12 protein-coding genes and 2 pseudogenes are annotated in these 20,492 nt (G+C 72.2%); 4 read left to right on the top strand and 10 right to left on the bottom strand.

The window, feature by feature from the left end:
* Positions 1 to 2 precede the first annotated feature (2 nt).
* From KWI83_RS07995 to KWI83_RS07975, 5 genes are read right to left on the bottom strand one after another with little or no spacing between them, the layout of a single operon-like run.
* The gene (locus tag KWI83_RS07995; RefSeq protein WP_218513571.1) at positions 3 to 608 is read right to left on the bottom strand and encodes an ATP/GTP-binding protein; all 606 of its coding nucleotides are present in this window, start codon (positions 606 to 608) and stop codon (positions 3 to 5) included.
* Positions 589 to 4,272 (bottom strand): hydantoinase B/oxoprolinase family protein, encoded by a 3,684-nt coding sequence (locus KWI83_RS07990; RefSeq protein WP_218513570.1) that lies wholly within the window; start codon positions 4,270 to 4,272, stop codon positions 589 to 591. Before KWI83_RS07990 ends, KWI83_RS07995 begins: the two co-directional genes overlap by 20 nt.
* A 24-nt stretch (positions 4,273 to 4,296) precedes the next feature.
* Complete coding sequence (locus KWI83_RS07985) at positions 4,297 to 4,692, bottom strand: DUF742 domain-containing protein (RefSeq protein ID WP_218513569.1); 396 nt, start codon at positions 4,690 to 4,692, stop codon at positions 4,297 to 4,299.
* A 9-nt stretch (positions 4,693 to 4,701) separates the two neighbouring features.
* Positions 4,702 to 5,139: a roadblock/LC7 domain-containing protein gene (locus KWI83_RS07980; protein ID WP_218513568.1), complete on the bottom strand. Its 438-nt coding sequence runs from the start codon at positions 5,137 to 5,139 to the stop codon at positions 4,702 to 4,704.
* On the bottom strand, positions 5,136 to 8,150 hold the full coding sequence (locus KWI83_RS07975) for a nitrate- and nitrite sensing domain-containing protein (RefSeq protein ID WP_218513600.1): 3,015 nt from the start codon (positions 8,148 to 8,150) through the stop codon (positions 5,136 to 5,138). Before KWI83_RS07975 ends, KWI83_RS07980 begins: the two co-directional genes overlap by 4 nt.
* A gap of 417 nt (positions 8,151 to 8,567) precedes the next feature.
* Between KWI83_RS07975 and KWI83_RS07970 the strand changes: the two genes are divergently transcribed.
* Positions 8,568 to 9,188, top strand: a complete 621-nt coding sequence (locus tag KWI83_RS07970; RefSeq protein WP_218513567.1) for a hypothetical protein — start codon at positions 8,568 to 8,570, stop codon at positions 9,186 to 9,188.
* A 60-nt stretch (positions 9,189 to 9,248) separates the two neighbouring features.
* Here the strand turns inward: KWI83_RS07970 and KWI83_RS07965 are convergent.
* Positions 9,249 to 9,694 (bottom strand): annotated as a pseudogene (locus tag KWI83_RS07965) (oxidoreductase C-terminal domain-containing protein); the annotation flags it as partial.
* Between the two features lie 4 nt (positions 9,695 to 9,698).
* Here KWI83_RS07965 and KWI83_RS07960 point away from each other — a divergent pair.
* A pseudogene (locus KWI83_RS07960) lies at positions 9,699 to 10,001 on the top strand (N-methyltryptophan oxidase); the annotation flags it as partial.
* A 100-nt stretch (positions 10,002 to 10,101) separates the two neighbouring features.
* On the opposite strand, the gene KWI83_RS07955 reads toward KWI83_RS07960, so the two are convergent.
* The 4 genes from KWI83_RS07955 to KWI83_RS07940 all read right to left on the bottom strand — a co-directional run bounded on the left by KWI83_RS07955 (position 10,102) and on the right by KWI83_RS07940 (position 18,179).
* Complete coding sequence (locus KWI83_RS07955; protein ID WP_218513566.1) at positions 10,102 to 14,913, bottom strand: hypothetical protein; 4,812 nt, start codon at positions 14,911 to 14,913, stop codon at positions 10,102 to 10,104.
* Between the two features lie 56 nt (positions 14,914 to 14,969).
* Positions 14,970 to 15,842, bottom strand: coding sequence for a hypothetical protein (locus KWI83_RS07950; RefSeq protein ID WP_218513565.1), 873 nt, complete (start codon positions 15,840 to 15,842; stop codon positions 14,970 to 14,972).
* A 22-nt stretch (positions 15,843 to 15,864) separates the two neighbouring features.
* Positions 15,865 to 17,391, bottom strand: coding sequence for a hypothetical protein (locus KWI83_RS07945; RefSeq protein ID WP_218513564.1), 1,527 nt, complete (start codon positions 17,389 to 17,391; stop codon positions 15,865 to 15,867).
* Positions 17,392 to 17,483: 92 nt separating this feature from the next.
* Positions 17,484 to 18,179 carry a GntR family transcriptional regulator gene (locus tag KWI83_RS07940; RefSeq protein ID WP_218513563.1) on the bottom strand — a complete coding sequence of 232 codons (696 nt, stop codon included), beginning with the start codon at positions 18,177 to 18,179 and terminating at the stop codon, positions 17,484 to 17,486.
* 175 nt (positions 18,180 to 18,354) lie between these two features.
* Between KWI83_RS07940 and KWI83_RS07935 the strand changes: the two genes are divergently transcribed.
* Positions 18,355 to 19,674, top strand: coding sequence for an MFS transporter (locus tag KWI83_RS07935; RefSeq protein WP_218513562.1), 1,320 nt, complete (start codon positions 18,355 to 18,357; stop codon positions 19,672 to 19,674).
* Positions 19,671 to 20,492, top strand: a complete 822-nt coding sequence (locus KWI83_RS07930) for a putative hydro-lyase (protein WP_218513561.1) — start codon at positions 19,671 to 19,673, stop codon at positions 20,490 to 20,492. Before KWI83_RS07935 ends, KWI83_RS07930 begins: the two co-directional genes overlap by 4 nt.

Genomic DNA, 20,492 nt, shown 5'->3' with positions numbered 1-20,492 from the left:
CGTCAGGTCGTCACGGCCTGGCGGCGGTCGGCCGCCTGCGCCATGGCGTGCTGGACGACAGCGATGAGGACCTCCTTGACCGACTCCCGGTCACGCGCGTCGCACAGCAGCAGCGGTACGTCGTCGTCGAGGTCGAGGGCCCGGCGTACCTCCTCCGCCGGGTAACGGGCCGCCCCCTCGAAGCAGTTGACGCCGACGAGGAACGGTATGGAGCGCCGCTCGAAGTAGTCGACGGCGGCGAAGCAGTCCGCCAGGCGGCGCGTGTCGGCGAGTACGACGGCGCCGAGCGCGCCTTCGGAGAGCTCGTCCCACATGAACCAGAACCGCTCCTGGCCGGGCGTGCCGAACAGGTACAGCACGAGGTCCTCGCGCAGTGTGATGCGGCCGAAGTCCATGGCCACCGTGGTGGTGTGCTTGCCTTCCACGCCGCTTGTGTCGTCGACCGGGCGCCCGGCCTCGGTGAGCAGTTCCTCGGTGCGCAGCGGCCTGATCTCGCTGACCGCGCCGACGAGGGTCGTCTTGCCCACTCCGAAGCCGCCGGCCACCAGGATCTTGAGCGTGACGGGCTCGACCGGTGGTTTGCCGCGCTCAGAACGCCCGAAGATCATCGATCTCTTCTCCTGCTTGATGGGGGTCGGGCGGCGGTGGCCCGTAGCCTCCGCCGCCGGGGGTTTCGATGACGAGTACGTCGCCGGGTCCGACGTCCGTCGCGTCGCTGCCGCCGAGTGCGGTGATCGTGCCGTCCGCGCGCTCGACGCGGTTGGCGCCCAGGGCGCCGGGCTCGCCGCCCGCCATGCCGTACGGGGGCACCTTGCGGTGCTGGGACAGCGTGGAGACGGTCATCGCCTCAAGGAAGCGGATGCGGCGGACCGCGCCGTCCCCGCCGCGCCACCGACCCGCGCCTCCGCTGCCGCGCCGGACGGAGAACTCCTCCAGCCGGACGGGCAGGCGCCACTCCAGTACCTCGGGGTCGGTCAGCCGGGAGTTGGTCATGTGGGTCTGGACGACGCTCGCCCCGGGGAAGCCGTCGCCCGCGCCGGAGCCCGATGCGACGGTCTCGTAGTACTGGCGGCGTTCGTTGCCGAAGGTGACGTTGTTCATCGTTCCGGAGCCCTCGGCCTGCACGCCGAGCGCGGCGTAGAGGGCGCCGGTGATGGCCTGGGAGGTCTCCACGTTGCCGGCGACCACAGCGGCGGGCGGCTCGGGCGAGAGCATCGAGCCGGACGGCACGATGATGTGGATCGGACGCAGGCAGCCGTCGTTCAGAGGGATGTCGTCGGCGACCAGGGTGCGGAACACGTAGAGGACGGCCGCGTTGACCACCGAGTAGGGGGCGTTGAAGTTGCTGGCCAGCTGGGCCGACGTACCGGTGAAGTCGACTGTGGCGGAGCGGTTGTCGCGGTCCACGCGCACGCGTACGCGCATCACGGCCCCCGAGTCGGTCTCGTAGGCGTACTCGCCGTCGTCGAGGGCGTCGATGACCCGGCGTACGGCTTCTTCGGCGTTGTCCTGGACGTGCCGCATGTACGCCTGGACGACGTCGAGGCCGAAGTCCTCGATCATGCGGGTGACTTCTTCGACACCCTTCTGGTTGGCGGCGATCTGGGCGCGCAGGTCGGCCAGGTTGGTCCTCGGGTTGCGCGAGGGGTGGGGCGCCTCGGTGAGCAGACGGTGGGTCTCCTCCTCGCGGAAGCGGCCGTTCTCGGCGAGCAGCCAGTTGTCGAAGAGGACGCCCTCCTCCTCAATGGTGCGGCTGTTCGCGGGCATGGAGCCCGGTGCGATGCCGCCGATTTCCGCGTGGTGGCCGCGGGAGGCGACGTAGAACAGAATCCGGTCACTGTCCGTGTCTGTGGTGCTGCCGGTGTCGAAGACCGGGGTGATCACGGTGACGTCGGGGAGGTGGGTGCCGCCGTGGTACGGGTCGTTGACGGCGTATGTGTCCCCCGGCCGCATCCCGGTGCCGCGGCGCCGGATGACCTCCTTGACGCTGGTGCCCATCGAGCCCAGGTGGACGGGGATGTGGGGGGCGTTGGCCACCAGGTTTCCGTCCGGGTCGAACAGGGCGCAGGAGAAGTCCAGGCGCTCCTTGATGTTGACGGACTGGGCCGTGGACTCGAGTCGGGCGCCCATCTGTTCGGCGATGGACATGAAGAGGTTGTTGAAGACCTCGAGAAGAACCGGGTCGACTTTCGTGTCGAGATCGGAACTCTGTGTAATCGCCGCGCGTTCCAAGACCAGATGCCCGTCGTCGGTCGCCGCGGCCCGCCAGCCGTCGTCGACGACGGTTGTCGCGCCGGACTCGGTGATGATCGCGGGTCCGGTGACGGTGCCGCCCGGGGACAGTTCCTCGCGGCGGTGGAGGGGTACGTCGCGCCAGGTGCCGCCGGTGTGGAGGCGGACGGTGTGCGGGGCGGTGGGGCGGCCCGCACGGGCGGCCTCGTAAGGGGCGAGAGCGGAGAGATCGGGGGGTTCGGTGATGCCGGTGGCTTCCACGGAGAGGGCTTCGACGACGATCGGGCGGTCGAGCGTGAAGGAGTACGTGGCGCGATGACGTTCTTCGAAGGCGTGCTTCATGGTGTCGGGCTCGGTGAGCTCGACGGTGAACGTGGTGTCGGTGCCGTCGTAGCGGAGCTGCGCGCGGCGCGTGATCTCGATGCGGTCCTCGGGGATGTCCTCGGCGAGAAGTTCGGCACGGGCCGCGGCCTCCAGGTCGTCCGCCGTCTTGGTGACGGCGGGCATGGAGGCGGCTTCCAGGGGCGCTTCTACGGACTGTTCCCGCATGGCGGTGGTGTCGGCGAGGCCGATGCCGAGCGCGGAGAGGACACCGGCCATGGGGGGTACGAGGACGGTTCGGATACCGAGCAGGTCGGCCACCATGCACGCGTGCTGCCCGCCGGCCCCGCCGAAGGTGGTCAGGGCGTAGCGGGTGACGTCGTGGCCCTTCTGGATGGAGATCCGCTTGACGGCGTTGGCGATGTTGGCGACGGCGATCTGGAGGTAGCCCTCGGCGACCTGTTCGGGGGTGCGGTCGTCGCCGGTCCGCTCGCGGATCTCGCGCGCGAGGGCGGCAAAGCGGTCGCGGACGAGGGGCGCGTCGAGGGGCTGGTCGCCGTCAGGGCCGAACACATGGGGGAAGTGGTCGGGCTGGATGCGGCCGAGCATGACATTGGCGTCGGTGACTGCGAGGGGGCCGCCCGCGCGGTAGCAGGCGGGGCCCGGATCCGCGCCCGCCGAGTCCGGCCCCACGCGGTAGCGGGAGCCGTCGAAGTGGAGGATCGAGCCGCCGCCGGCCGCGACGGTGTGGATGTCCAGCATGGGCGCGCGCAGCCGGACACCGGCGATCTGCGTGGTGAAGACGCGTTCGTACTCGCCGGCGAAGTGGGAGACGTCGGTGGAGGTGCCGCCCATGTCGAAGCCGATGACGCGGTCGAAGCCGGCGAGCTGCGACATCCGGGCCATGCCGACGATGCCGCCCGCGGGCCCGGACAGGATGGCGTCCTTGCCGCGGAACTGGCCGGCTTCGGCGAGTCCTCCGTTGGACTGCATGAACATCAGCCGCACGCCTTCGAGCTGGTCGGCGACGCGCTGCACGTAGCGGCGCAGCACCGGCGACAGGTAGGCGTCGACGACGGCGGTGTCCCCGCGCGGGATGAGTTTCATCAGTGGGCTGACCTCGCTGGACAGCGAGATCTGCGGGAAGCCGACGCGGGCTGCCAGCTCCCCGACGGCCTGTTCGTGGGCGGGGTGGAGGTGGCTGTGCATGCAGACCACGGCGACGGCGCGGATTCCGTCGTCGTAGGCCTGGCGGAGCGGTTCGGCGAGGGCCTCCAGGTCGGGTGCGGTCAGGACGGTGCCGTCGGGGGCGATGCGCTCATCGACCTCGACGACCCGCTCGTAGAGCAGCTCGGGGAGTTCGATGCGGCGGGCGAAGATGTGGGGGCGGTTCTGGTAGGCGATGCGCAGGGCGTCGCGGAAGCCGCGGGTGATGATGAGCAGGGTGCGTTCGCCCTTGCGTTCCAGGAGGGCGTTGGTGGCGACCGTGGTCCCCATGCGCACCGACTCGATGGGGTCCTGGGAGCCGGCAAGGAGTTCGCGCACGCCCGCGACGGCCGCGTCGGAGATGGGGGTCCCCCTGCTGGAGCGAAGCCGAGAGTCGGGGAGTGCCGGGTTGTCGGACAGCAGTTTGTGGATCAGCAGCCGTCCGTCCGGGCGCCGCGCGACGATGTCGGTGAAGGTGCCGCCCCGGTCGACCCAGAACTGCCAGCCTGTCACGTCTCCACCTCGCTTCCGCGCTGCTCACAGCGCCCGGAGGCCGTTGATCACGTCGCGCAGAATACTCTCGTCCGGCAGTTCGGCCGGGGGTACGGGCCGTGTCACATGGACCAGTCCCGCGTCCGTCAGGTCACCGACGAGGACCCGTACGACGCCGATGGGCAGGTCGAGTTCGGCTGCGAGTTCGGCGACCGACTGCGGGGCGTCACGGCACAGCTCGACGATGTCCACGTGCTCCGGGGACAGGGTCGGGTCCGCTTCCGGGTCGTCCACATGGGGTTCCGTGACGACCACCGCGATCAGATCGAGGCGGTGCTGGGCCGCATGGCTGGTGCGGCCTCGCGTCATGGCGTAGGGGCGGACGACCGGTCCTGCTTCGTCGTCGAACCAGTGGCTTCTTGCCTGACCGTCTGCGCTCATGCCATCCCACTACCCGCCCGAGGGCAGATCGGTGCGCGGAGCGGTGCCCAGGTGCGCGCCAACCCGCTTCACGAGGAGCGTCATCTCGTAGGCTACCTGGCCGATGTCGGAGTCGGCGTCCGACAGGACCGCGAGGCAACTGCCGTCGCCGGCGGCCGTGACGAACAGGAAGGCGTCGTCCAGTTCGACGACCGTCTGCCGGACGCTTCCAGCGTCGAAGTGCCGGCCCACGCCCTTGGCGAGGCTGTGGAACCCGGAGGCGACGGCGGCAAGGTGCTCGCCGTCCTCCCGGGTGAGGTCCTTGGAGACCCCTGTCGCCAGGCCGTCGCCGGAGAGCACGACGGCCTTGCGGATGCTTGCGACGCGGTCCACCAGGTCGTCGAGGAGCCAGTTGAGCTCGCCGGACTTCCCGTGCGCGGTGTGGCCGGTCGCCTTCGGTGCGGTCATCGACCGTCCCCCTTAGTCGTTCCCTGTGGTGCTGTGCCGGGGTGGGCGTCGTCGCCCGCGGCGTTCTCCTGGCGGCCGCGCTGCCAGCCGCGCTGGAGCGAGGCCATGCGGCTGCGGACCTCGTCGGCGTCCCGTTCTGCGGGCACCGTTCGGTCCTCGGTCCGGCGGCCGGGGTCCTGTCTCAGCTGCGGCACCAGGTTGGCCTGGCGGATGCGGCGCGGCAAAGGGCCGGTGCCGGACGCCTCAGAGCCGCGTTCCCTGGGGCCGGGGCGCCGCCCGGCGGGATCGTCGGGGCCGAGGTCGCGGACCGGCGGCTCGGCGCGATCGCCGAGGGGGCGAAGCGGAGGCTTGGGGCCATCGCCGAGGTGGCCGAGCGGAGGCTCGGGGCCGTCGCTGGGGCTGGGGCCGGTGGACGGGGGGCGCGCGCCGGTGTCGTCGGCCAGGCGGCCGGGCCGCCCCCCGCGGTCCTTTGACCTGGAGACGTCATCCTTTGCCTCAGAGACGTCGCCCAAGATCTTGCCCGGGTGCTGCGAAAGCTCGCCGGAGTCGCGGTTCGTGGACTCGTTCGTCTCGTTGAGACGGCCTGGGCCGGAGCTCCGGCCGAGAGCCGAACTGCCGCGGCGGCGGGTCGGGAGAGGTGGCGTGCGGTCCTGGTCCGGGCGGCGAGGGGCGGGGCCGGTCGCGTTCTCGTCCTCGGTGTCCGAGCGCCGGGATCGCTGGTCGGTGACCGGGCGGCCGTGCGAGCTGACCAGCTTGGGTGTGCGTCGGCGGGGCAACGGCACCGGGGGATTGACATGATCGTCTGTTTCGGCACGGCCAGGTCCGCCGCGTGCGTCGGCGCGGGGCGTTGTGTCCTCGTCCGCGCGGGTGAGGGTGCGGCGCGGGCGGAACAGCCCGCCACGTTCGCTCTCCTCGCCGTCGAGGGCGCCCGGGAAGTCGTCGAGGGCGTCGAGATCGACGGGGCCCTCCAGTTCGACCGGCCCGTCCAGCAACCCGGCGGGCAGGCCAGGCAGTTGCACCGGCACCTGGGAGAGCGCGGTCCTGCGGCTCTCCTCAAGCTCGGCCTCCTTGGACGGGCGCGGCCGGTCGAGGCGGAAGCCGATGCCGTTGGTGTCGGGCACGTCGTCCGTCAGCAGCGCGTCGGGGATGAAGACGACCGCGGTGGTGCCGCCGTACGGGGAGGGCTGCAGCGAGACCCGGACGTTCTGCCGCTGGGCGAGCCGGCTCACCACGAACAGCCCGAGCCGGTCGGTGTCGGAGAGTTCGAACTCCGGGGTCTCGGCGAGTCGGAGGTTGGCGTCCAGCAGGGCCTCGGCCGCCATGCCGAGGCCGCGGTCGTGGATCTCCAGGGTGAAGCCGTTGGCCACCCGCTCACCGAGGACCTGGACGGCCGTGTGCGGCGGGGAGAACACGGTGGCGTTCTCCAGGAGTTCGGCCACGAGATGGGTGAGGTCCGCGACCGCCGGTCCGGTGACGGCGATACGGGGCAGGCGGCGGACCTCGATGCGCTCGTAGTCCTCCACCTCGGCGACGGCGGCCCGGACAACGTCCATGAGCTGGATGGGCTTGCGCCACTGCCGGGAGGGCGCGGCGCCGGAGAGGATCACCAGGCCCTCGGCGTGCCGACGCATACGAGTGGTGAGGTGGTCGAGGCGGAAGAGGTCGGCGAGTTCCTCGGTGTCCTCGGTCCTGCGCTCCATGGCGTCGAGCAGCGTGAGCTGCTTGTGGAGGAGGACCTGGCTGCGGCGAGCGAGGTTCACGAAGACCTCGGAGACGCCGGCGCGGAGTTCGGCCTGTTTGACGGCGGCTTCGACGGCGGCCCGCTGCAGGGTGTTGAGGGCCTGGCCGACCTCGCCGATCTCGTTCTGGTCGTACTCCAGGCGCGGGACCTCGGTCTCCACGTCGACCTGCTCGCCCGCGGAGAGGCGGCGCATCACACTGGGCAGCCGAACGCCGGAGGCCTCGTGAGCCTCCAGGCGGAGTTGGCGCAGATCGCGGACGAGGCCGCGGCCGATGCGTATGGAGACGATGAGCGAGAGCAGGACGGCAATCAGACCGAGGACGCCGGCCACGACGGCCTTGACGATGATGCCGGTGGCGATCGGGCGGACGCGGTCCTGGTAGCGGTCCGCCGCCTCGTCGTCGAGGGTGCCGAGTTCATCGAGCACGTTGCCGGCCGTGGAGTCCCAGGTCTGCGCGGAGACTCCGCCGGCGTCACCCGAGGGCGCAGACACGGCGGACTCCTCGGCGACACGCAGTGGAGCGGTGGCGGCGTTCTTCCAGAAGCGCTCGTACCGCTCACGTTCCGAACTCGGCAGCAGCGGCAGGTTGGTGTCGTAGAGGAGGTTCCGCTGGGCCACGAGGTCGGAGATGTGACGGATCTCGGCGCGAGAGAGTTCGCCGACGACCAGGGCGGAGCCGAGGAGCGCGTCCTCGCGGGAGAGGAGTTCGCGGGCGCGGACCACGTTGACAAGCGCGCGGTACTCGGTGTCCATCTCCACGTTGTCGACGACATGGAGGTCGCCGAGGAGGACGAAGCAGGGGTCGACCAGGCGGTTGTAGAGGTCGAGCGCCTGGGAGCGGTTGACGGTGCCGTCCTCCACACTCTGGCGCAGGGACTCGATGCCGTCGAACGCGTCGAGGACGGCGGTCAGCCGTTCGCCCCAGGTCTCGTCGAGGGCATCGCGCACCTCCGGACTGCCGGCGTTGCTACGGACCCTGGCGATGGCCTCGTCGGTGGCGGCGCGGCTGCGTCTGAGCGCGGCAAGTCCGTCGGAGGCCCGGGGGTCGGCGAGGTAGACCAGGGTCTGGCGGCGTTCCTGCTGAAGGACCCGGACGGTGTCCTCGGTGGGGTAGCCGATTTCCTCGACGACGGACGACGCGCTGAACAACTGGGCTGCTTCGCGTCCCGTGAGTGCCGTGGCGAAGGCCCAGATCGCGCTCAGGGACAGCAACGGCACGAGAAGCAGCGCCACGATCTTCCGGCGGATGGACTTCCCGCGAAAGCGCATGGCCTCCCCCAGCTCGACCCCCACCGGCAGGGGGTACACATGTGCGTCAACAAACGGCGCGAGCCTACTACCGACGCACCCGTAACTCGAAGGGACTTCCGGAAGGTGAGCTTCCGTACGCCTGGCGGTCATGGGGAGTTGTCCGGTCATTGGGGGAGATTGCCGCCTCGAATCCGGGGACCCCCGCGAAGCCGGACCCGGTCAGCATGTCTGGGTGTTTGGCCGGAAATTTTCGCCCGTTGGGAATCTTCGCGGCGCACCGTTCGTCCTTCTCTACAGGAAATGGGGGCAGAATCGGCCACAGGAGCCGCATCCTGCACCCGGTCGGCGTAAAACAGCGCAAGCCGGGCAGTCACTGGGGAGTCGGGTCTTCGGACTGGGGCGATCGGTCTGCTGGCGGTGGGGAGTGACACGGTGATGGGCACGGCGGAGCGGCATGAGGCACCCGGGACAGGTGCGGTCGCACACATGACGGCGCGGCGGGGCGCCGAGGCGCCGGATCGTGACATTCGGGTGGGCGGGCTGACAGTGGCGGACGGGCACTCAGGGACTGAAGAGAACAAGGAGGACTCTGGGTCCGCAGTGGCGGCAGCAAACGAGGGCGCCGCACGGTCCTTTGAGCCGGAGGCGTCCCAAGAGCGGCCCTTTTACCGGCCGTTGTGGATCGAGGAGCCCGCGAAGCGGCGGCGGCTGCCGGATCCGGTGCGGACGGCGGCGGTGCGGGCGGTGCTCATCATCGCCGTGACGTTGATACAGGCGATGGTGGCGTTCCTGTGCACCCTGGCCGGGTCCTGGCTGGCCTTCCCCATGGTGCTCAGCAGTATCGCCAGCACCGTGGTGGCCACATGGAGTGTGCTCGACGTGTGGGTGACACGTCAGGTGTGGAACCAGCGCAACGGCGTGGTGTCGGTGCCGAGCAGCACCGCGCGGGCGCTGCGCCGCGAACGCCGCCGGGCCCGACGGCAAGCACGGGCCGCCGAGCGGGCACAGGAGCGGATACGTGGGCAGGGCGGGGCTGGGCAGTTGTCGCATTCCTGAGCCGGTTGGGCTGGACCGGTCGTGCTGGGCCGACCGGCCAAGGTGGTACAGGTCACGCGCTCAAGAGCTCTCCGAGGAAACCCCCACCCTCCCCGCCCCGCGTGCGAGTTCACGTCGTACGCGCATGAACGGCCGTGTACGGTCCACCGCGAGTACGGCAGTCGTGCGTCCCTCCCGCTCGTAGAGCGCCCGGAAGCCGCCGCCGTCCGGTGCGGTGGCGTTCCCCCCTCGGCGATCCGCACCGTGTCGCCGTGCTGGCGGTGACCGGCGAACTGGATACGTACGCCGTACTGATCGGACCAGAAGTACGGCACGGAGCGCACGGTCTCGACGGTGCGCCCGGCGAGCAGGTTGGCCACGGCGACGCGGGGCTGCTGCGTCACGGAGGTCAAGTGCTCGGCGCGGGAGCCGCCGACCCGGGCGACGTCGCCGACGGCGACGACGTGCGGCAGTGATGTCACGCAGCCGTCGTCACACGGGACCCCGTCGTGCAGGGCGAGCGTCGAGACCGAGAACACCTACACGGCCGGGCAGCTGGTGATCTGCCCGAGCGCGTGGGCGCCGCGGCTGCTCACCGGCCTTCGGGTGCCGTTCACGATCGAGCGGCAGGTCATGTACTGGTTGGAGCCGAAGGGCGGCATCGAGCCCTTCCTCCCGGAGCGCCATCCCATCTACACCTGAGAGGACGCCAAGGGGCTCCAGGTGTACGGCTTCCTCGCCATCGACGGCCCCGGCCTCGGCGCCAAGGTCGCCTTCTTCCGCAAGGGCGAGGTCACCACCCCGGAGACCATCGACCGTACGGTGTCCGACCACGCTCGCCGAAGCTGCTGATGCTGTCCGGCCGTCCGGCCCGCCGCGCATCTGCGCGAGCTGGGCTTCGACGTCGTGGTGCATCGATACCGCCCCGCGCCCCTCAGGGCGCTGTCGGTGTCGGCCGTTTGAACAACCGGGTCGCCGTGATCTCGCTGTGCACCGCCTCCCCGGCCTGGGGCTGCTGCGGCAACCCCGGCCTCAGGTGTTCCTCCACGCTGATGTACTTCAGGCCCGCCCGCAGGTCGGCGTCGTTGCGCAGGCGGATGACCAGCGGGAACTCGGCCAGAGCGGTCGTGTCGAACAGGCCCGTGGTGTACAGGAGCTGCACGCCCAGCGCGTCCGACACCGCCCGCTGGAGTTCCAGCAGGTACGTCGCGTTGGCGCGGCCGATGGGGTTGTCGAGGAAGAGGGTGCCGGCGTGCCGGTGCTTGGCGCGGCCCCGGTCGTTGGAGCGGAGCGCGGCCATCGTGCAGTACAGGGCGATGGCCGCGGTGAGCAGCTGGCCGCCGGAGAACACGTCGCCCATCTGCCCGACGGGGACGCGCTCGGCGCGCAGCACGGCGTCCGGCTTGAGGATCTCCACGGCCACGCCCTTGGGCTGAAGGGCGGCGGCCACGCCGCGCAGCAGCAGGGACATGCCGTCGCGGCGCAGGTCGGAGTTCTTCTTGACGGCGGCCCGGGTCGCCTCGTCGACGACCTCGCCGAGCCGTTCGGTGAGGGTGGCCTGGTCGGGTTCCTCGAAGCGGATCCGCAGGAACTCCTGCCCGGACCACTCGCCGAGGCCTTCCGGAAGACGGGAGAGCCGCTGGGCGGACCGGAGCGTGGCCAAAGCCGACTCGACGAGCCCGCGGAGCCGGTCCACGATCGAGTCCCGGTTGCGCTCCAGCTGCGCCAACTCATCGGTGAGGACCCGAAGCCGGGGCGCGAAGGCGTCGGCCCATTTCTGCGCGTGCTCGGGCAGCGCGGACGCGGGAAGCTCGCGGATCTGCTGGCGGGCGGGGGTGCGTACCTGCTCGTAGCGGGTGGAGTTGGCGTGCCGTACGAGAATGTCGCTCGCCTCGCGCACGGCGGCCTCGGCGGCGGACAGGTCCGCGGCGCAGCCGCGCAGCGAGCGGCGGGCTTCGGCGGCGGACTGCCGGGCGTCCTCCAGGCTGCCCGGATACGGCTCCGGCGCCTCGTGCTCCTCCTCCGCGGCGTGCTCGCGCAGCAGGTCGCGCAGCAGCGCGGCGATCTCGTCGAAGCCGCTCGCCGCGTCCTCGGCGGCGCGGTGCGCGTCGAGCAGCTCGGCGTGCGCCTCGCGGGCCTGGGTCAACGCCTCGGTGCGGGACGCGAGTTCGGCGGTCGCCGTGCGCAGCAGCGCCTGGGCGTGCTCGGCGTCGCGCGGCTGGAGTTCCTCGGGCAGCTCGGTGTGCGCGTCGCCCTCCTCGGGCGCGTGCCGTTCGGCCTCGCCGCGCAGCCGGCCGAGCTGCTCGCTCGCGCTGGACATCCGGGTCTCCAGCAGCTGCACCAGCTCCTCCGCGCGCGCGGCGGCGGCCTGCCGGGACGGCCCGTCGGCCCCGTCGGGGAACTGCAGCAGCTGCTCCGCGCGCGTACGGACCTTGTTGCTCAGCCGGTCCAGCTCCGCGCGGGCCGCGCTCTCGTCGCTCTCCGCCCGCGCCTGTTCGGCCCGCAGATCGGCGCCGACGCCGACCTTCTCGTACACCTGGGAGGCCGCCCGGTACGCCTCCCGCAGGGCGGGCAGGGACGCCTTGGGCGCGTCCGTGTCGTCTTCGGGTACGTCGTCGGGGGCGCCGGCGATCTCGGAGCGCTCGGCGCGCAGCGCACGCGCGGTGCGGCGGGCGTCGTCGGCGGCGCGCTGGGCGGCGCGCCGGTCCTCGTCGGCGGCGCGGGCCCGTTCCAGGCAGGCCTGGGCGAGAGCCTCGGACTCGGTGGCCTCGTCGGCGAGTTCCCGCAGCTTGACCTGCCAGCCGGCGCGTTCGCGCAGCCGGAAGGCGAGCCCGGCGAGGGCGTCGGCGGAGCGCCGGGCCTTCTGCGCGGCCTCCTGCCGCTCCTCACGCACCTGCGCGGCCTCGGCGGCGGCTTCCTCGGCCTCGGCCCGCACGGTCCGCGCCTCGGCCAGCTCGGCCTCGGCGTCCTCGGCGAACGCGCGCGCCTCCCGCGCGGTGTGCGCCAGCTCCACCAGCCGCCCGGCCGGACAGCCGGTGCGCCACGAGGCGAGCCGCGCAGCCAGCTCGCGGTCCTTGCCGAGCCGGGCCGCGAGGGTGCGGATCTCCTCGTCCCGCTCGGTCGCCCGCGCGCGCAGCGCCTGCCGTTCCTCGTCGGCGGCGTGCTCGTCGTGCATGGCCGGGTTCGGCGGTACGAGGAAGACGTCCGCGCCGCTTTCCGCCTCCGGGGCCGGGGTGGGCGCGAGCAGGGCGGCGGCCGTGCCGACGGCCACGGCGGACCGGGGCAGCAGGGCTGCGTCGCTGAGCGCCTCCCGCGCGCGTGCGTGCGAGGCCGGGTCGGTGATGATGACGCCGTCCACCAGCTCGGGCCGGGCGGCCAGTACGCGCGCGTGGTCGGCGGGGGCGACGGCCTGCGCGAGGTAGCGCCAGCCGGGCAGGGCCGGGATGCCGTGCTCGCCGAGGAACTCCACGGTCGCCAGCACGTCCGGGCCGGGCGGCAGCAGGCCCCCGTCACCGAGCGCGCCCAGGATGCGGGCGTCGTCGGCGGCGGCGGTGCGCAGCTCGAAAAGCTGACGCTCGGCCGAGGAGACGGCGTCGTCGAGCAGCTCGCGCAGTTCGTCGGCGAAGCGGTCGAGTTCCTCGGGGGTGAGGGGGCCTTCGGCGACAGCGCGCGGGGTCCTGGAGGTGCCATGACGCGGGCGGAGCGACCGGGATGCGGAGTCCGCGCCCGCTCCTCGCCCGGCCGCGCCGTCGGCCGCGTCCGCCGCCGAGGCACCGCCCCGGCCGGACCCGGCGACGGGCACAGCATCCCCGGAGCCGGGTCGTCCGGACCCGGCTCCGCTCGTGCCGTCGGCACCCGCTCGCGGCCCGGGCACGCCACCGGACGCCGCTGCGCCGGAGGCAACTGGCAGGCTGAGCAGCTCCGCCAGCCGTTCCTCCGCCGCCAGCGCCTCGGCGGTCCGCCGCTCGGCGTCGTACGCCCGCTCCGCCGCGGTCGCCGCGTCCGCCGCGCGGGCCGCCGTCAGTTCGGCCCGGGACTCGGCGGACGCCGCCTCGCGCGCCTGCTCGCTCGCCCGGTGGGACGCCTCACGGGCCGTGTCCCAGGCGGCCACCGCCGACTTCTCCGCGTCGCTGGCGGCGAGGGCGGCTCGGGCCGGGTCGGCGTCGGGGGCGCTGTCGTCGAGCCAGCCCGCGCGCACCGCCTCGGCGGTCTCCTGCTGGACCTCGGTGAGGCGCTGCCGCAGGTGCCCGGCCTCGCTGCGGGCCCGCTGCGCCTCGGTGGCCGCGGTGGTGGAGTCCCGGTACGCGGAGTCGCTGACCTCCTGGAGTCCGGCGGACCGCGCCTCCTCCTCGTTCGCGAGCGTCTCGGCGCGCTCCGCGGCCGCGTGCAGGGCCCGTACGAGGTCCACGGCGGCCTTGGTCCGCGCGGCGAGCGCGGGAGCCGCGTCCCGTTCGGCCTCCTGGATCGCGGCGGCCACGCGCCCGACCCGGTCGGCGGCGGCGCGGTGCCGCAGTACGGCCTCGGCGGCCTGCCAGGCCGCGTGCAGGGTGCGTGCGTCGGCCAGCTCACGCTTCTGCGCGGCCGCCGACTTCTCGGCCGCGGCGAGCGCCAACGAGGCGTGCCGGTAGGCGAGTTCGGCGGCGATCAGGGCGCTGCGCCGGCGCGCGGACTCGGCGTGGGTCACGGCGTAGGCGGCGGCCGTGACCCGCTGGGCGAGGTCGGCGGCTCGCACGCGCTCCTGGGCTCCGCGCGCGGACAGCCGCCGGGCCAGCGCGCGCGTCCGCCGCTCGGCCCCGGCGTGGATGTCCCGCGCGCGTGCCCGTGCCTCGGCGGCCTCCACGATCCGCCCGAGCAGGTCGACCGACCCGGCGGTGAAGTCGCGTTCGGCGATGAGCTCGGCGCGCCGCCCCAGCTTGTTCCCGAAGCCGCTGACGAGGTCGGCGAGCCCGTCGGTGTCCCGGGTGTCGGTGACCGCGCGCAGCAGCAGGTCGGTGAAGTCGGAGTCCTTCTTCACCGCGAAGAGACCGGCGGCCTCACCCTCGTCGGCGTTCATCTCCCGCTGGTAGCGGAAGAGTTCGGGGTCGAGGCCGAGGTCGCCGAGGTGCTCGGTCCAGCGCTCGTGGATCTCCTCCCAGTGCACTTCGAGGTGCGGATACGCCTTGCCCGCCTCGGTGAGCGCGTCCCGGAAGCCCTTCATGGTGCGCCGCCGCCCCTGCGCGCCCGACTGGCCCTCCACGGGCGGCCGGACGGCGGTGGACTCGGCGACGGGCAGGTTGTCCAGGGTCAGCCCGGGGCCGGGCCGGAAGGAGTACCAGGCCTCGGCGAACTTCCGCGGGTCGTTGGAGACCTGACGCCCGCGCCACTCGCTCACCTTGCCGACGACGACGCACTCGCCGGTCAGCACGTGCTGCCACTCCAGCGCGACATGCCCGCAGTCGTCCGCGAGCAGGAACTTGCGCAGCACACCGGAGCTGGCGCCGCCGAGCGTGTTGCGGTGTCCCGGCAGCATCACCGAGAAGATCAGCTTGAGCAGCACGGACTTGCCGCCGCCGTTCTCCAGGAAGAGCACCCCGGCGGGCGCGGGCCGGCGCGGCGGGCCGACCGGCTCCTCCTCGAAGAACTCCGCCTGCGTCGGCGCGGGATCGGGCACGGGCTCGCCGACACCGCGCAGGTCAAGCACGGTGTCGGCGTAGCGTGCACCGGCGGGCCCGATGGAGTAGAGGCGGACCCGGGACAGCTCGTACATGGCGGACTCTCGTAAGTCTTCGGCAGGTCAGGGAAGTTCAGGCGCGGGGTGCGGCTTCAGGCGGAGTGGAACGGCAGTCCGGCGTCGGCCACCAGCTCCAGGTCGTCGCCGTCCTCCGGGGGCAGCAGCGTCGGCGTGCCGTCGGTCACCGGGACGACCCCCAGCTCCAGCAGCTCGGCCATGGCCGCGCTTCCGGCCATGTCCCGCACCTGGAGCTGGTAGCGGGCGGTCGTCCGATAGGTGCCGCCGTTGTCGTCCCCCGTCCGCTGCAGGAACCCGGAGTCGGTGAGGAAGGCCACGGCCTTGCCGACGATGCCGGTCGTGGACCCGGCGAGGCGGCGCGCGTCCTTGGTGGCACCGGTGGCGCTGCGTCTCACCCAGATCCGCCAGGCGGCCTCCAGCCCGGGCGCGTCGGTCGCGGGGTCGGTGTTCTCCCCCTGCTCGGCGGCCCGCTCCTCCAGCCGTCGGCAGGCCTGCCGGACGAAGGCGTCGACGCCGTTGACCGTCACGCGGCCGATGTACCCGTCGTCGGCGAGGTCCTCGGGGCGCGGGAACGCCATGGCGGCGACGGCGAGATGCGCGAGCCCGTGCAGGAACCGGTCGCCGGAGTCGGCGGCCGTACGCCGCGCGTAGTCGCCCATCCGGACGGCGAACACGGAGTCCTCGGCGGCGGTCACGGCCATCCCCGCGCGCGGGGACACCTCCAGCACGATCAGGCCCAGCCCGGCGGCCACGGCGTCCGCGAGCCGCGCGAACGCCGGGTCCTCCCGGTAGCGCCGCAGCAGATCGGCGTACTCCTGATCGCGCGCGGGCAGCAGCTTGGGCTGCAATCCGAACGCGACGAGCCGAGCCGCGTCGGCGGCGTCGGCGGGGGTGACGGCGGCGCTCCCCGGCGTCCCGGCGCGCTCCGGCTCAACGTGCTCGCTCACGACTGCAACTCCTCAGACATCATCACGCGGGCTCCGTCCGGTCCGCCGTCATTCCCGCCGCGTCCAGCAGTGCCGTGCCGACGATCAGGTCGGCCCCGCCGAACTCGGGATCGTCGAGCTCCGTCCCGTCGTCCACGGAGAACAACAGCTTCTCCTCTCCCTGCCGATAGGCCGTCCCCACCGGCGGACTCGCCGCGTGGACCGCCATCAACGCCACCAGATACGGCAGGTCGGGATCGATCCGACGGGCCTCGGCCAGCAGGCCCGACAGGCGCCGTGGCGCGTCCGGCGGCAGGTCCAGCAGCGCGTTCGCCGCGGCCAACTGCTCCTCGCTGAACCGGCTGTCGTCCGGCGTGGCGATCAGATCCGGCTCCGGCATCTCCGCCCCGAGGTGCTCCCGCTCCACCGGCGGGGTCAGCAGTATGTCGACCAGGTCCCCGACCCGGACGGACACCGGCGTGCGCAGTCCGGTCCCGCGCGCGAAGAAGGCGTCCGTGACACGGATCGCCTGCTGAAGCGGCAGCGGCAGCACGGGCGCCACCAGGTGCCCGTACAGATCTATCCCCGCCATGGACATCGGCGTCGCGAAGGCCTGCCGGTCCTGTTCTGCGCGGAACAGCGGCCCGGCCTCCAGCAGTCGCGACTGCAACTGTGTGTGGCGCCGGATGCAGTCCTTGACGATGTCGACCAGCTCGGCGGCCCGCCGCTTGTGCTCGGGGTCCTCGGACTCGTCGCGCGCCTTGCGGATGTTGGTGAGGATGGCGTTCTCGTGCCGGTACCGGTCGGCGACGTGGTCCAGCGCCTCGGCGATCATGTCGGGCACGGTGCTGAGCCAGTCCACCGCGCGGACGTTGCGCCGGGTGGCCTCCAGGGCCCGGCGGAGCGTCTCCGAGTACTGCACGGTCCGGTAGCGGGCCTGCTCGGCCGCCAGTTGGGCGTCCGCGAGCCGACCGCGGTTGATCAGGACCTCAAGCTTGACCTCGGCGGCGATCTGGGCGCTGGTGACATCGGTGTCGAGGGCGCCGACGAGGACGTTCACCGCCTCGTCGGTCGTGCGGAGGTAGACGCTGCCGCCGGGTCCCGGCACCTCCTCGATCAGCTTGAAGTCGTAGTCCCGCCGGACATATGTCCCATCCGGTGCGAACGTGCCGTAAACCGCCCGGAATCCACGGTCCACGCTGCCGACGTTGATGAGGTTCTCCAGCACCCAGCGCGCGACCCGCTCGTGCTCGGCGGCCGGACGCTGGGGGGCCTGCGCCGCGATGCGCGGGACGAGCCGGGCCACGACCTGGTCGTGGTCGGCACCGGTGTCGAAGTCCATGTTCAGGGTGACGAGGTCGATCGCCGCGAGGGCGACCTCCGCCATGCCGTAGACCGAGTACTCACCCGCGAGGTTGGCCTTGCGCGCGTCGAGGTCGTGCAACGGCGCGGTGCAGGCGAGCGCGCGCAGCCGCCGCGCCAGTCCCTCGTCGGCGGCCGGACCCAGGGCGGGGCGCGGCCCCGCGCTGAACTGGGGCGGAACACTGTCCGTCGATGCAGGCGAAGTCACGGTGCACAGATTAGGTCCTCGGTCTGACAACGACCCAAACGACGCAGATGCCACCCCACGTCACGACGGTCACACCGAGGCCCGACGGCGTCCTACGCGTCGTCGCCGACCCGCCGCCGGTAGACCTCCACGACCCGCCTCAGCGAGTCGTCGAGATACACCTCCAGCAGCCGCTCCGCCTCGCCTCTGTCCCCCGCCTGAAGGGCCTGGAGGATCTGGCGGTTGCGGGTGAGGTACGGCTCGTGCAGCCGCCGCGGGTCGTCCACCACATGGAAGGCGAGCCGCAGTTCGGCGAAGACGCTGCGCATCAGCTCGTCGGTGCGTTCGCTGCCGGCGAGGGCGACCAGCTCGCGGTGGAAGTGGATGTTGGCCGTGCCCAGACCTTTCCAGTCGTGCTCGACCGCCGCCCGCTGCCCTTCCGTCACGGCCGACGCGAGGGCGTCGAGCGCGTACGGCGGCTCGCCGAGCCCCCGGACGACGGCGCACTCGACCAGGCGCCGGGTGCGGTAGATGTCCTCGACGTCCTCCACGGCCAGGACCCGGACGAAGACACCCCGGTTCAGCTCGTGCACCAGCAGCCGTTCGTGGGTGAGCAGCCGGAACGCCTCGCGCAGGGTGTTGCGGGAGACGCCGAGCGCCCCGCCGATGCTGTCCTCCGACAGCCGCGTCCCGGGCGGGAAGTACCCCTCGGCGATCCGGCTCCTGAGGATGTCCGAGACCCGCTCGGCGGTGCTGGTGCGCCCCAGCAGGGCCCGGTCGTCGGCCAGTCCCGTCAGCTGCTCTGCCATGCCCGGAATTCAATCGCAGATACAAGAACGAAACAACATGAGTATTGAGGGATCGTTCAACGATCCTCTACCTTGCTACGAACGGCGCCGCCCCTCCCTCACCGCGGCACCGCCAAGCTTCCGCACGGCACGGCTCAGTCCGCAGCACCCTCCGTCCTCCCACTGCGAGGTGCACATGAGCACGACCCCTCCACCGCAGGCCCTGACCACCGACGCTCGCCCGGGAAAGGGTGAACAGGCCGACGGCGACGGCGCGTTCGGCTGGCTGCGCGCCCTCGGCCCGCGCGGCCGCCGCGCCTTCGCGGGCGCCTTCGGCGGCTATGCGCTCGACTCGTACGACTACTTCACGCTCCCGCTGAGCATGGTGGCGCTGGCCGCCTACTTCGGCCTGGACAGCGGCCAGACCGGCCTGTTGACCACCGTCACGCTCGTCGTGTCCGCGATCGGCGGCGCCCTCGCGGGCGTGCTGGCGGACCGGATCGGCCGGGTCAAGGCGCTGATGATCACGGTCATCACGTACGCCGTCTTCACCGTGGCCTGCGGCTTCGCGCCCAACTACGAGACGCTGCTGGTCTTCCGGGCCCTGCAGGGCCTGGGCTTCGGCGGCGAGTGGGCGGTCGGCGCGATCCTGGTCGCCGAGTACGCGAGCGCCAAGCACCGGGGCCGCACCCTGGGGGTGATCCAGAGCTCGTGGGCCGTCGGCTGGGCCCTCGCCGCGATCGTGTACACGCTGGTCTTCTCGTTCCTCGACGAGGACCTGGCCTGGCGGGTGATGTTCTGGACCGGCGCCCTGCCCGCACTGCTGGTCATCTGGATGCGGCGCCGCGTGCACGACGCCCCCGAGGCGGTCGCGGCACGGGAGAGGAGCCCGCAAAAGGGGTCATTTGCCGTCATTTTCAAGCCGGGTACGGCCGACACGCCGGGCCTGCTGCGCACCACGCTCTTCGCCGTGCTGCTCTCGACCGGCGTCCAGGGCGGCTACTACACGCTGGCGACCTGGGTGCCGACGTACCTGAAGACGGAGCGTGACCTGTCCGTCGTCGGCACCGGTGGCTATCTGACGTTCCTGATCTCCGGCGCCTTCATCGGCTACCTGACGGGCGGTTACCTCACCGACCGGCTGGGCCGGCGGCGCAACATCTGGTTGTTCGCCCTGCTGTCGGCGATCTGCATCCTGGCGTACGCGAACATCCCCAGCGGCGCCAACACCCTCGTGCTGGTGCTGGGTTTCCCGCTCGGCTTCTGCATGTCGGCCATCTTCAGCGGCTTCGGGTCGTTCCTGAGCGAGCTGTACCCGACCGCCGTGCGCGGTACGGGGCAGGGGTTCACGTACAACACCGGTCGAGCCGTCGGCGCGGTCTTCCCCACCACCGTCGGCTTCCTGGCGGACAGTTGGGGTGTGGGCGGCGCACTGGTCTTCGGCGCGGTGGGCTACGGTCTCGCGGCGCTGGCCCTGCTGGGGCTGCCCGAGACCCGGGGGAAGGAGCTGGTATGAACCGCACCGACGACCGCCCCCTGCCCCTCGTCGACCCGCACGCGCACGCGTGGACCCCGGAGACGGCACGGGCCCGCTTCCGCGCGGGACTGACCGGCCCCACGGCCGGGGTCGCGGCGGGCCGCACCCAGGTCAACCTGATCGCGGTGCCCGCCGACTGGGCCTACGACATGCTGCTGTTCTGCCAGCGCAACCCCAAGCCCTGCCCGGTGCTGGACGTCACGGACGCCGGTTCCTGGACGACCGTGCTCGCCGCCGGGGCGGATCTGCGCACCGATCTGCCGCGCTACCGGGTGTGGCGGGACGGCGCGTTGGTGGACGAGCCGACGGACGTGCTCGGGCACTGGCGGGACGACCTGGTGTCGTTCCTGATCGGCTGCAGCTTCACCTTCGAGTGGGCGCTCGCCGAGGCGGGTGTACCGCTGCGCCATATCGAGCAGGGACGGAACGTGCCGATGTACGTCACGAGCCGTCAGTGCCGTCCGGCGGGGCGGCTGCACGGGCCGATGGTGGTGTCCATGCGCCCGGTGCCGCCCGCGCGTCTGGCGGCGGCTATCCGGGAGAGCAGTCTGCTTCCGGCGGTGCACGGCAGCCCCGTGCACTGCGGTGATCCGTCGGCGCTCGGCATCGGCGACCTCGCCCGGCCGGACTTCGGCGATCCGGTGGCCGCCGAACCGGACGACATCCCGGTGTTCTGGGCCTGCGGGGTGACCCCGCAGGCGGCGGTGATGGCCTCCCGCCCGCCGTTCGCCATCACCCACGCGCCGGGCCAGATGTTCCTCACCGACGCCCGCGACGAGCAGTACCGCGTGGCCTGA

The sequence above is a fragment of the Streptomyces sp. TRM70350 genome, from assembly GCF_019219825.1.
In the GTDB taxonomy this organism is placed as follows: domain Bacteria; phylum Actinomycetota; class Actinomycetes; order Streptomycetales; family Streptomycetaceae; genus Streptomyces.
The sequence above is the reverse complement of the archived record's forward strand: the minus strand, read 5'-3'. Positions and strand labels throughout refer to the sequence as shown.